The sequence below is a fragment of the Lysobacter terrestris genome, from assembly GCF_014489475.1.
Classification (GTDB): domain Bacteria; phylum Pseudomonadota; class Gammaproteobacteria; order Xanthomonadales; family Xanthomonadaceae; genus Agrilutibacter; species Agrilutibacter terrestris.
In genome coordinates, this window is the sequence record NZ_CP060820.1 from 507,143 (window position 1) to 519,648 (window position 12,506).

The window sequence follows — 12,506 nt, forward strand, 5'->3', positions numbered from 1 at the left end:
GCGCTAGACTTTCCCGGTCCGCCCACCCCCCGGGCGTTGCCGAAACCCCATGTCCGAGGACGACAGTAGTACCCCGCAGGAATATCCGGAACGACGCCGCGGCTGGCTGGAACGCATCAGCACGATGCTCTCCGGCGAGCCCAGCACCCGCGAAGACCTGGTCGAACTGCTCCGCGATGCCCAGGCCGACGGCCTGATCGCCGCCGACACGCTGCGGATGATGGAAGGCGCCATCGCCGTGTCCGACCTGACCGTCGGCGACGTGATGATCCCGCGCGCACAGATGGTCGCACTGCCCGCCGAAGCCTCGCTGCTGGAGCTGATGAAGCAGGTGGTCGAATCCGGCCATTCGCGCTTCCCCGTCCACGGCGAGGACAAGGACGAGATCCTCGGCATCCTGCTGGCCAAGGACCTGCTGCGCGGCGTGGTCGCCGACAACGGCCCCGCCAGCATCCATTCCCTGCTGCGCCCGGCGGTGCTGATTCCCGAATCCAAGCGCCTGAACGTGCTGCTGCGCGAATTCCGCCAGTCGCGCAACCACATGGCGATCGTCATCGACGAACACGGCGGCGTCGCCGGCCTGGTCACGATCGAGGACGTGCTCGAGCAGATCGTCGGCGACATCGACGACGAACACGACGAAGCCGAGGACCCGCAGGCGCTGATGCGCGCGCAGGCCGACGGCCTGTTCGTGGTCGATGCGCTGACGCCGATTTCCGACTTCAACGAGCGCTTCGACGCCGACTTCGACGACGACGAGTACGACACCATCGGCGGCCTGGTCACCGCCGCGATCGGGCACCTGCCGGAAGCGGGCGAGGAACTGTCGCTGGGCCGCTTCGTGTTCCGCGTTGCTTCCGCCGACGCGCGGCGCGTGCACGCCTTCCACGTCGACGTGCTGCGCGATGCGTGACGCCGCCATCCCCTTCCCCGCGCTGTCTGCAACGGGCACGCGCGGAAGGGTGAACCGTTCGACCCGCTGGCTGCTGTTGGCCGTGCTGTGGCTGGTGTCACTCGGCGCGCTGGCGCAGGGCGCTGGCATTACGCCTGCGGGTTCGGCGCAAGCTCACGCGCCGGCAACCGCGGAGCCCGCGCCGCGCATCGGCATCATGATGATGCAGCCCGGCGAGATCTTCTGGGAACGCTTCGGCCACGACTCGGTGCTGGTCGCCGATCCGCGCACGGGCGAAGCGATCTCCTACAACTTCGGCTTCTTCGACCCCAGCGAGCCGGACTTCATCGCCCGCTTCGTGCGCGGCGACATGCGCTACCGCCTGGCCGCGGTGCCCTACGCCGACGACCTGGTGCTGTACCGCGAGGAAGGGCGCGGCGTCGACGTGCTGTGGCTCGACCTGGACGACGCGCAGGCACGCGAAGTCGCCACGGCGCTGGCCGAGAATGCACGCCCGGAAAACGCCTTCTATCGCTACGACTACTTCAAGGACAACTGCTCCACGCGCGTGCGCGACGCGATCGACCGCGCGCTGCAGGGGCGGCTTAAGCAACAGGCGCTCGGCCGCTCGCAGGGCCTGAGCTGGCGCGACGAAGCCCTGCGCCTGGCCTCGCCCGCACCGTGGATGTGGCTGGGCTTCGACCTGGGCCTAGGGCCGGCCGCGGACCAGCCGATGACGCTGTGGGAGCAGGCCTTCGTGCCGCGGCGCCTGGCCGACATCCTGGTCGAGACGAAGAACAGCCATGGCCAGCCGCTGGTGCGCGAGCGCCAGCCGATCCTCGAGCACCGCATCGCGCCCGAGCCCGACGCGCATCCGGTGCGCTGGTGGCTGTGGGGCTTGTGGGGCATCGCCACCGCCTTTGCCCTCGCCCGGCTGGACGTCCGCAAGCCGCGCCTCGTCGCCGCGCTGGTGCTGCCGTTCTGGCTGCTGTCGGGCGCGCTCGGCGCGTTGCTGTTGTTCCTGTGGTTCGGCACCGCGCACGTGATGGCCTGGGCCAACCACAACCTGTTCCTGCTCAATCCGCTCGCCTGGCTGGCCTTGCCGGGGGCGTGGCGGGTGCTGCGCGGACGCGCGCCCGGCCGCTGGGCCGCGCTGGTCACAGTGGCGATCGCTGCATGCGCCGGCGCCGGCCTGCTGTTGCGCTGGGTGAGCGCCCAGCCGCAGGCCAACATGCACTGGATCGCGCTGCTGCTGCCGGTGCATGTGGCGATCGCGTGGTGGTTTGCCCAGCGTAACCGCGCCTGACGCCGCACCTTGTCGCGCGGTTGCGCAGCATCGGCACGACGGGGCACGATGCCGCGCATGAAGGATCCGACCCTGCCGCAGTGTGTCGTGAACTGCGCGGCCTATGGCCGCGACGGCCAGCGCCGCGACATCACCCTCGACGCGATCAGCGACGTGCTCGCCCACGACGACGGCAGTTTCGTCTGGGTCGGCCTGTACGAGCCGGACGAAGGCATCCTCGACAAGCTGCAGGAGGAGTTCTGCCTGCACGACCTCGCCGTCGAAGATGCGCACAACGCGCACCAGCGGCCCAAGATCGAGACCTACGGCAACTCGCTGTTCATCGCCATCCACACCGCGCAGACCGTCGACAGCCACATCCGTTTCGGCGAGACCCACATCTTCGTCGGCCCGCGCTACCTGGTGACGGTGCGCCACGGCGCCTCCCGCAGCTACGCGCCGGCCCGCGCACGCATGGAGCGCGAAGCCGACCTGCTGGCGCACGGGCCGGGCGCCGGGCTCTACGCGGTACTCGACATGGTCGTCGACAACTACCTGCCGATCGTCGACGAGTTCAGTCAGGAGCTCAACGAACTCGAGCAGGACATCTTCGCCGGCGACTTCCGCAAGGACACGGTGCACAAGCTCTACGACCTCAAGCGCGAGCTCACCCGCCTGCGCATGGCGGTGGCACCGCTGCAGGACATCCTCGGCCAGCTGGCACGCGCCCGCCCCGGCCTGATCGACGAGGAAATCCAGCTGTACTTCCGCGACGTGCACGACCACACCCAGCGCCTCAACGAGAGCACCGACACGCTGCGCGAGATGCTGACCGCGGCCATGACGGTGAATCTCTCGCTGGTCACCGTGCAGCAGGGCGAAACGGTCAAGCGCCTGGGCGCCTGGGCGGCGCTGCTCGCCGCGCCGACGCTGATCGCCAGCTGGTACGGCATGAACTTCACCCACATGCCGGAGCTGGCCGGGCACTACAGCTACTGGATCCTGATCGGCGCGATGGCGGTGATCTGCGCGGTGCTCTACGGGATGTTCAAACGCGCCAAGTGGCTGTGAGCCGCTGATCCGGTCGCCCCGCCGCATTGGTTGCAGTGCGGATTGACCTGGAGCCACGACACGCGCGACGCTGCGGCCTCCTGCGGAGGGACGTCATGCAGCGCTTTTCCTGGATCATCTGGCTCCTCGTGACCGTGGTCGCAGTCGCGAGCCTCGGCACGCTCGCCCTGCACCGCGGCGAAACCATCAGCGCGATGTGGCTGGTCGCCGCGGCGATCTCGGTGTTCGCCATCGCCTACCGCTTCTATTCGCGCTACATCGCACACGCCGCCCTCGCGCTGGACCCCAGCCGCGCGACGCCGGCCTGGCGCCGCAACGACGGCCTGGACTACGTGCCGACCGACCGCTCGGTGCTGTTCGGCCACCACTTCGCCGCGATCGCCGGCGCGGGGCCGCTGGTGGGACCGGTGCTGGCCGCGCAGATGGGCTACCTGCCCGGCACCCTATGGATCCTCGCGGGTGTCGTCTTCGCCGGCGCAGTGCAGGACATGCTGGTGCTGTTCTTCTCCACGCGTCGCGATGGCCGCTCGCTCGGCGAGATGATCCGCACCGAGATGGGCAGCGCAGCGGGCATCACCGCGATGATCGGCATCCTCTTCATCATGGTCATCCTGCTGGCAGTGCTGGCGCTGGTGGTGGTGAAGGCGCTGGCGCAGAGCCCGTGGGGCACCTTCACGGTGGCGATGACCATTCCGATCGCGGTGCTGATGGGCCTGTACCTGCGTTTCTTCCGCCCCGGCCGCATCCTCGAGGTGTCGGTGATTGGTTTGGCGCTGCTGCTGCTGACGATCTGGCTGGGCGGCAAGGTCGCCGCGGATCCGGCATGGGCGGGGCTGTTCCGGCTCGAAGCCACGACCCTGGCCTGGCTGCTGATCGGCTACGGCTTCATCGCCTCGGTGTTGCCGGTGTGGCTGCTGCTGGCGCCGCGCGACTACCTCAGCACCTTCCTCAAGATCGGCACGGTGGGCCTGCTCGCGATCGCAATCTTCGTTGCCATGCCCGACCTGCAGATGCCGGCGGTGTCGCGCTTCGTCGACGGCAGTGGCCCGGTGTTCGCCGGAAAGCTCTTTCCCTTCCTGTTCATCACCATCGCCTGCGGCGCCGTGTCGGGCTTCCATTCGCTGATCAGCTCGGGCACCACGCCGAAGATGCTCGCCAACGAGGCGCACATCCGCCCGATCGGCTACGGCGGCATGCTGATGGAAGCGTTCGTCGCGGTGATGGCACTGGTGGCCGCCTGCGTGTTGCAGCCGGGCATCTATTTCGCGATGAACGCGCCCGCCTCGCTCATCGGCACCACGGTCGAATCCGCCGCGACCGCCATCTCGAACTGGGGCTTCGTGATCACGCCCGACGTGCTGGCCGCGACCGCACGCGAGATCGGCGAGGAAACCCTGCTGTCGCGCACCGGCGGCGCACCGACGCTCGCCGTCGGCATGGCGCAGATCCTCCAGGGCATCGCCGGCGGCCAGGGAATGATGGCCTTCTGGTACCACTACGCCATCCTGTTCGAAGCGCTCTTCATCCTCACCACGCTGGACGCCGGCACGCGCGTGGCCCGCTTCATGCTCCAGGACATGCTGGGCATGGTGCACCCCGCATTGGCGCGCACCGAGAACTGGCTGGCGAACGTGCTGTGCACCGGTCTCGCAGTGGCGGGCTGGGGCTGGTTCCTCTACCAGGGCGTGGTCGATCCGCTCGGCGGCATCAACACACTGTGGCCGCTGTTCGGCATCGCCAACCAGATGCTCGCGGGGATCGCATTGGTCTTCTGCTGCGTCGTGATGGTGAAGATGAAGCGGGAGAAATACCTGTGGATTCCCCTGCTGCCCACAGCATGGCTGCTGCTGTGCACGCTGGTGGCGAGCTTCCAGAAGATCTTCCACGACGACGCCAAGATCGGCTTCCTCGCCGCGGCACGCAAATTCAGCGACGCGATCGCGCGCAACGAGATCGTGGCGCCGGCGAAATCGCTGGAGGAAATGCAGCGGCTGGTCTTCAACTACCACGTCGATGCGGTGCTGTGCGCGTTGTTCATCGCGGTGGTGCTGGCAACGACTGGCTTCGGCCTGCGCGCCGCACTCGCGGCGCGACGCGCGAACGCGCCCACCACGCGTGAAAGCGAATACGTGTCGATCGACAGCATCGCTGCCGGGGCGGCGCCATGATGGCGGGCGTGCAATCGCTGCTGCGGGAAGCGTGGGCAAACGCCGCGCAGGCCGCACGGCTGGCGATCGGCATTCCCGACTACGAGGGTTACGTGGCGCACATGCGCGAGCGGCATCCGCAGCGCGAACCGATGGATAGGGACACGTTCTTCCGCGAGCGCATGGCCGCCCGCTACGGCAAGGGGCGATCGCGCTGCTGCTGATGCCGCGCCCGGGTCAGCGGACCGTGTCCCACCCGGTGCGCTTGCGCCGGTCCTTGCCGCTGCGGCGATCGTTCTTGTCCAGCTCGAAGCGGATCATTTCGCGGCGGTCATGACCCTGCCGCCGGTCCCCGCCCTTGCGGCGTTCCGGCCCCTTGTACGGCTCGGGCGGCTTGCGGAAATCGTCGGTCATTTCTGTCCCCTGCGACTACCCCGGGCCGAGCATACGCCCAAACCCCTGCCCCTGCCGGGGCTTGATTCGCCCCGCCGGTCGGGTAGTCTGGCCCGGGAACACTGTCAACGGACGACACCATGCGAACGCCTGCATTGCGCCAGATGCTGCTCGTCGTACTCGCCGGACTCGCCGGCCCTGGATGCGCCAAGGAGGACATGCTGATGCACAAGGTCGATGTGCACGAAGTTTTTGCGGATGATCGCGTTGCCGAATTGGCCGCTGCGGTAACAGACGGTGACAGCGAGGAAATTCGGCGGCTGGCTTCAGTTGCCAGCGTGGATGCCACCGGCAATGACGACGTCACCCTGATGCAGTGGGCTGTCCTCAACGGAAGCCTTTCCGGGCTCGACGCACTGCTACAAGCGGGAGCCGATCCCACGCGCTTTGGAATCGACGGATACACCGTGCTGCATACCGCCGCCATGGTGAAAGATCCCCGCTACCTGAATTTGCTCCTGGACCGGGGAGTTCCCGCAAACGTACCAAATCAGGATGGGCAAACACCGCTATTCATTGCAATCGCCAGCCGACGCGATGACCAGTACCGCGCCCTGCTAGCGGCCGGAGCAAAGATCAACACTACCGACAATGTTGGCGACACGCCGCTACACAAGGCGGCATTGGTGAATGACTTCGGACGTGTGCGCGAACTGCTGGAAGCAGGTGCAGACCCGCGGGCAATCAATGCACAAAAGGCGACATTCCAAGACTATCTGTTCATGTCGAACCCAAGGTTCCTCAACGAGCAGGCTCTACAGAACAAAAAAGCCATCCGAGCATGGCTGAAAGAGCACGGAGTACAGGTTACTGATTCGCATCAGTAACGCGGACACATCCAAAGGACTGAGCACATGGACGCACGAGGCATGGAAGCTTCAAACCAAAAACGAACATTCTCGGATGTCGCTAAAGGCAAAGATCCGCAGCCAATTGATCTCGTGCTGGCGCAAATCAATGCCGACACCTACGAGTCGCCTGGTTCGGGCGTGGGCAAATGGCTACCTGTCCCCACCGCGCAACTCGCATCCGCCAACATCCGCCCCTCTGACCTGGAAAACCGACAGGCTGGCTTCCGAGCAAGGCTTTACACCGATGGCGAGGGCCACTACGTTCTGGCCTTCTGCGGAACCAATGAAGGAAAGGACTGGAAGCACAATCTACGCCAGGGTATTGGCCTCCGCGACACGCAGTACGAGCAAGCAATCGACCTCTCACGAAAGGCTCGCTTGGCGTTTGGCAACGATCTCGTGCTTACGGGGCACTCTCTCGGCGGAGGACTGGCCACCGTAGGCGCACTCGCCACTGATACGCCTGCCGTGACGTTCAACTCTGCAGGATTGCACGACAACACAATCGAGTGGCTTGACTACAACGCTCAATCGGTTCGGCGTGAACTCGCAACCAACGGCCAGATCCGCCGCTACGCCGTCGACGGCGAAATCCTCACCTCGCTGCAGGAAGAGCGGCTGCTCACCCGCGCTCTACTCCCCGACGCGATCGGCCACAAGATCGAACTGCCTGACCCAGAACCGATTCACGGCTTGAAAAAGCTGATCCCGGGCAGCTCGCTCAAGCACGGACTGGACCTCCACGGCATGGATTCGGTGCTGGAAGCGCAGCAGTTGGCATCGCGCGGCTCCATGGCCAATCCAGCCCACCCCGCGAACGGAATGTTCAACGACGCGCTCGCAGGCCTGCATGGCGTACAACCGAATGCGCTGGGCTACACCCGCGAAGAGCAGTACCGCAATGCAGCCGGCAGCCTCGTGGTAAGCGCACGCGGAGCCGGGCTGCAGAAGATCGATCACGTCGTGGTCGGGGCAAACGGATCCCTGTTCGCCGTCGAAGGCCCCCTCGAAGACGCGCGCCACCGCATCGCCAGCGTCGACAAGGCGCAAGCCGCGGCGCAGCCGCTGGAAGCAAGCTCGCAGGCCTTGGCGCAGGTGCCGCGCGAAGCGTCCGCCAGCGTCGAACCGACGATGGACGTCCATCGCCGCGCTGCGCTTACACCCTGAGAGGCACCTCCCGATCGATCGGATGCCGTAGGTTCCGCGCGTTACAAACAAAGAAAGGCGGAGCATCGCTCCGCCTTTCTCTTGCAGGCACCGCCTTAGCGCTTACTGCCCGATGTGCTGCTTCAGCCAGCCGTTCACGGTGTCGTGCCACTGCACCGAGTTCTGCGGCTTCAGCACCCAATGGTTCTCGTCGGGGAAGTAGAGGAACTTCGACTCGACGCCCTTGCGCTGCAACGCGCTGAACAACGCGATGCCCTGCTCCGCCGGAATGCGGAAATCCTGCTGACCGTGGATCACCAGCGTCGGCACGCGGAACTTGTCGACGTGGTTGGCCGGATTGAACTTCTGGTAGCCCTGCGGGTTCTTGAACGGCGTGCCGCCGTTCTCCCACTCGCTGAACCACAGCTCCTCGGTGGCGTAGCCCATCGCCTGGTTCTCGAACACACCGTCGTGGCTCACCAGGCACTTCCACGGTTCGTTCCAGTTGCCGGCAATCCAGTTGACCATGAAGCCGCCGTAGCTGGCGCCCAGTGCGCAGGCCTTGCCGCCGTCGAGGAACGGGAACTGCTTCTGCGCCGCCGCCCAACCCTTCTGCAGGTCTTCGAGCGGACGGTCGCCCCAATGGCCGCTGATCGCATCGGTGAACTTCTGCCCGTAGCCGGTGGAGCCGTGGAAGTCGATCATCACCACCGCATAGCCCTGCCCCGCGTACGTCTGCGGGTTCCAGCGATAGCTCCAGCCGTTGCCGAAGCTGCCCTGCGGGCCGCCGTGGATCAGGAAGGCGACCGGGTACTTCTTGCCTTCCTCGTAGTTCCACGGCTTGACCACGTAGCCATGCACGACTTCGTTGTTCCAGCCGGCGAACTTGAACTGCTCGAAGTCGCCGAAGCGCACCTCCGGCAGCATCTCGCCGGCGCTGGGCGTGATCGCGCGCTGCGGCGCGCTGCCGTCGGGACTGGTCACGAACACCTGGTCGCCGCTCTTCAGCGTGGCGCGGCTGAACGCCAGCGTCGGGCCGGCCAATGCGAACGCCGAGACCGAACCCTGCGGACCCGAGATGTTGCTGACCTCGCCGTTGGCGATCGACACCGCGAACAGCGGATCCTGGCCCAGCTCCTGCGCCGTGGTGTAGATGCTCTTGCCGTCCGCCGACAGGGTGATGCCGTTGGCCGAAGCGTCCCAGCGCGACGCGATCTCGCGCGCCTTGCCGGTCGCCAGGTCCATCGCCATCAGCGCGAAGCGGTCGGCTTCGAAGCCGGGGCGCGCCATCGCGCGGTAGTACAGGGTCTTGCCGTCGGCGCTGAACACCGGCGTCGTGTCCCACGCCGGGTTCGCCTGGGTCAGGTTCTTCGCCACGCCGCTGCCATCGGCGTTGACCAGGTACAGGTCGAAGTTGGTCGACCACGGCTCCTCGCGGTCGGCCTTGCGCGCGCTGAGCACCAGCTGCGTGCCATCGGGCGACCATTGGTATTCGCTCTCGTCGCCGAACGGCCGCGACGGTACGTCGCCGATCACGTCGGCGCCGACCAGCGTTGCCGTCTTCGACATCGCCTTGTCGCTGCCCAGGCCGGTGACGAACACGCGGTTCAGACGGCCGTCGTTCCACGCATCCCAGTGGCGGATGAACATGCGGTCGAACACCATGCCGGTGTTCTTCTGCTTGCCGCGCTCTTCCATCCGCTTCGGGCTGCAGGCGAGGTCGCTGCCGCAATCGACGAACGCCTCGCTGCTGAACGCCAGGCGCTTGCCGTCGGGCGACAGCTTGTAGCTGCCCACGTCGCCGGGAAAATCGGTGAGCCGGGCGGGCTCGCCGCCGCGCGCCGGGATCGCATACAGCTGCATCGAACCCGACTTCGCGCTGAGGAAGTACACGGTGCTGCCGTCGCGCGAGAACGACGGCGAATTCACGTTCCAGCCTTCCGGCGTCAGGCGCTTGGGCGGTGCAGCGTCACGCGCGAACAGGTCTTCGATCCACAGCGCGGTGGACGACTTGTTGGCGGCGAGATCGACCACGCGCTTGGCGAACACCAGCTGGCGGCCGTTGGGCGAGAGCGTGGGCGCCGACACGCGGTCGAGCGTGGCGAGGTCACGGACATCGAGGCCGCGCGCGGCGGCGGCATCGAACGAAGGCAGGGCCGCCGCGAGCAGCAGCGGCAGGACGGCGTGGCGCAGGGTCATCGGGACTCCGGAACGGACGTGCGAAAGTCCCGATGGTAGAGCTGTCTACGGTTTCCACATAGCCCGCGTTGCCCCGCAGCGGCCGTCAGGGGGTGTTGCGCGCCGCCGCGCCTTGCTGATTGCAAGGTCAAGGTGCGCGGCGCCGCATGGCGGCCGCTGCGGGGCAACCCGAAGGGCCGGGACTGTGGGCCCGCAGCGCGGCGTCATCGTTCGGTCGCGTATCGACATACGCTCCCTCACTCTTCCTTGCCCTGCGGGCCCACAGTCCCGGCGCGGGCTATGTGGAACCCGTAGACAGGCTCGACGCTGGGCCCCAGCTGCCGCAAAGGCCGGCAGTCACGGGGCCCGGACGCGCAAAGTCGCGGGCGTTCGCGACCTCAGTTGGCGGCCGTACGCCGCGCCATGCCCTCGATCCAGCGGTACAGGATGAACACGGCGGCGACGAAGGCGATGCCACCGATCCACTTGGCCGGTTCGGCAAAGTCGTCACCGACCAGCGCCAGCGGGAACAGGTTGAAGGCGACGACGCCGGCGATGATCACGCCTACGAGGCCTTCGCCGACGATCATGCCCGAGGCGAGCAGCACGCCGAGCTGCTTGCTGGATTCGGGGTTGGCAGTGCGCTCGGCGCGCTTGTCGTAGAGCCAGCCGACGATCGCGCCCACCACCACCATCAGCGTCGCCGACGTCGGCAGGTAGATGCCCAGGCCGACGGCCAGCGGCGACAGGTGCGCGCCCTTGGTCTTTCGACGCAGGACCTCATCGATCACGATCAGCACGACGCCGATGCCGGCGCCGATCTGGATCAGGCTCCAGTCGATGTTCTTCTCGATCACGCCCTGCGCGAGCGCGGAAATCAGGCCCGCCTGCGGCGCGGCCAGCGCCAGCTTCGGGTCGACGCCCGGCGCACCGGCGAAGCCGTAGGCCTTGTTCACGATATCCAGGATCACCGGGATGATGGCGGCGCCGGCGATCACGCCGATCACCAGCGCCCATTGCTGCTTGGACGGGGTGGCGTCGACCAGCTGGCCGGTCTTGAGGTCCTGCAGGTTGTTGTTGGCGATCGCGGCAACGGTGAACACCACCGCGGTGACGAGCAGCGCGAACGCCACCAGCCCCTTCTCGTGGCCGGGCTCCAGCAGCGGCTTGATGCCGAACACCAGCAGCAGCGCCGCGCCGATCACCACCAGGATGCCGATGCCCGACAGCGGGCTGTTCGAGGAACCGATCAGGCCGGCCATGTAGCCGCACACGGTCGAGACCAGGAAGCTCATCACCACGATGTAGATGAGGCCACCGATGACCAGCGAGGTGGTGTGCGCGCCCAGGCCGGTTTCGGTGCTGAACTGCACCAGCAGGAACGCGAGCGGAATGAAGCACGCGACCATCACCATGCCGACGACGCCGATCGGGATGTCGTGCTCGGTGCGCGGCAGCGAAGCGATGTTGCCGGCGGCGCGGACCTTCGCCGCGGCCATCGCCGAGGTCAGGCCGGTGATCACCGGCTTGACCAGCTTGCCCAGCGTCCAGATCGCGGCGACACCGATCGTGCCGGCGCCAACGAAACGCACCTGCTGGCTCCACGTCGCCTGGGCGAGGTCGGCCGCAGCCGTGCCCGCCTGCGCACCGGCAGCCGCGAGTTCGGAGAAATGCGGCACGCCCCAGCCCCAACCGATCACGGCGCCGAGCAGCATGGCGATGCCGACCCACAGGCCGACCAGGTGGCCGACCGCGAACAGCGCCATCGACAGCGCGAAGTCGAAGCCGGTGACGCCACCGCGGTCACCGACGCGGAAGTAACTCGCCACGTCGCTCGCGAATACGCGGGTGGCAACGATCACCGCGAACGTGCCGGCGACCAGCGCGCCCCAGATCACCGCGAGCAGGCCGGCGCGGCTTTCCTCGGCGCCGTGTGCGGTGCCTTCGGCGCCGGGGCTGCCGACCTTCAGCACTTCGGCGCAGGCGACGCCTTCGGGGTACGGCAATTCGGAATTCGTGACCAGGGCGCGGCGCAGCGGGATCGAATACATCACGCCGAGGATGCCGCCGAGCGCGCAGATCGCAAACGACACCCAGTAGGGGAAGCCCGTCCACCAGCCGATGATGATCAGGCCGGGCAGGACGAAGATCACCGACGACAGCGTGCCCGCGGCCGAGGCCACCGTCTGCACGATGTTGTTTTCCTGCACCGTCGAATTCTTGAAGTTGCGCAGCAGCGCCATCGAGATGACGGCCGCCGGGATCGAGGTGGCGAAAGTCAGGCCGGCCTTGAGGCCGAAGAACACGTTCGCCGCGGTGAACGCCACGGTGATGATCACGCCGAGGATGAGGCCGCGGAGGGTCAACTCGGTGCGCGGAGTCGCCAGGGAGTCTGGTCGGGTCACGGGTGGAATTCCCCCAAGGTTGGATTGCCCCAGTATCGCAGACCGACTCGGCCCGGGGCACGGCCGGCATTGGCGGCG

Annotated in this window: 10 protein-coding genes; 7 read left to right on the forward strand and 3 right to left on the reverse strand. The window is 67.0% G+C overall.

Annotated features, from left to right (window positions below):
• Positions 1–49: 49 nt before the first annotated feature.
• From H8B22_RS02430 to H8B22_RS02450, 5 genes are all read left to right on the forward strand, one after another.
• Positions 50–913 carry an HlyC/CorC family transporter gene (locus H8B22_RS02430; protein ID WP_187712540.1) on the forward strand — a complete coding sequence of 288 codons (864 nt, stop codon included), beginning with the start codon at positions 50–52 and terminating at the stop codon, positions 911–913.
• Positions 914–962: 49 nt separating this feature from the next.
• A complete protein-coding gene (locus H8B22_RS02435) occupies positions 963–2,198 on the forward strand; it encodes a lipoprotein N-acyltransferase Lnb domain-containing protein (protein WP_225876255.1) in 1,236 nt (411 codons plus the stop codon).
• Between the two features lie 57 nt (positions 2,199–2,255).
• The gene (gene corA, locus H8B22_RS02440) at positions 2,256–3,248 is read left to right on the forward strand and encodes a magnesium/cobalt transporter CorA (RefSeq protein WP_187712542.1); all 993 of its coding nucleotides are present in this window, start codon (positions 2,256–2,258) and stop codon (positions 3,246–3,248) included.
• A gap of 95 nt (positions 3,249–3,343) precedes the next feature.
• On the forward strand, positions 3,344–5,416 hold the full coding sequence (locus tag H8B22_RS02445; protein ID WP_187712543.1) for a carbon starvation CstA family protein: 2,073 nt from the start codon (positions 3,344–3,346) through the stop codon (positions 5,414–5,416).
• Complete coding sequence (locus tag H8B22_RS02450) at positions 5,416–5,619, forward strand: YbdD/YjiX family protein (RefSeq protein ID WP_187713498.1); 204 nt, start codon at positions 5,416–5,418, stop codon at positions 5,617–5,619. The genes H8B22_RS02445 and H8B22_RS02450 overlap by 1 nt, the downstream gene beginning before the upstream one ends.
• Before the next feature lie 13 nt (positions 5,620–5,632).
• Here the strand turns inward: H8B22_RS02450 and H8B22_RS02455 are convergent, their stop codons facing one another.
• Entirely contained in the window at positions 5,633–5,809 is a 177-nt protein-coding gene (locus tag H8B22_RS02455) for a hypothetical protein (protein WP_187712544.1), read from the reverse strand.
• Between the two features lie 119 nt (positions 5,810–5,928).
• Between H8B22_RS02455 and H8B22_RS02460 the strand changes: the two genes are divergently transcribed.
• Positions 5,929–6,675: an ankyrin repeat domain-containing protein gene (locus tag H8B22_RS02460; RefSeq protein ID WP_187712545.1), complete on the forward strand. Its 747-nt coding sequence runs from the start codon at positions 5,929–5,931 to the stop codon at positions 6,673–6,675.
• Positions 6,676–6,702: 27 nt separating this feature from the next.
• Complete coding sequence (locus tag H8B22_RS02465) at positions 6,703–7,866, forward strand: XVIPCD domain-containing protein (protein ID WP_187712546.1); 1,164 nt, start codon at positions 6,703–6,705, stop codon at positions 7,864–7,866.
• A 102-nt stretch (positions 7,867–7,968) separates the two neighbouring features.
• Here H8B22_RS02465 and H8B22_RS02470 read toward each other — a convergent pair whose 3' ends face one another.
• Entirely contained in the window at positions 7,969–10,044 is a 2,076-nt protein-coding gene (locus H8B22_RS02470; protein WP_187712547.1) for a S9 family peptidase, read from the reverse strand.
• 377 nt (positions 10,045–10,421) lie between these two features.
• Complete coding sequence (locus H8B22_RS02475) at positions 10,422–12,428, reverse strand: OPT family oligopeptide transporter (RefSeq protein WP_187712548.1); 2,007 nt, start codon at positions 12,426–12,428, stop codon at positions 10,422–10,424.
• Positions 12,429–12,506 lie beyond the last annotated feature (78 nt).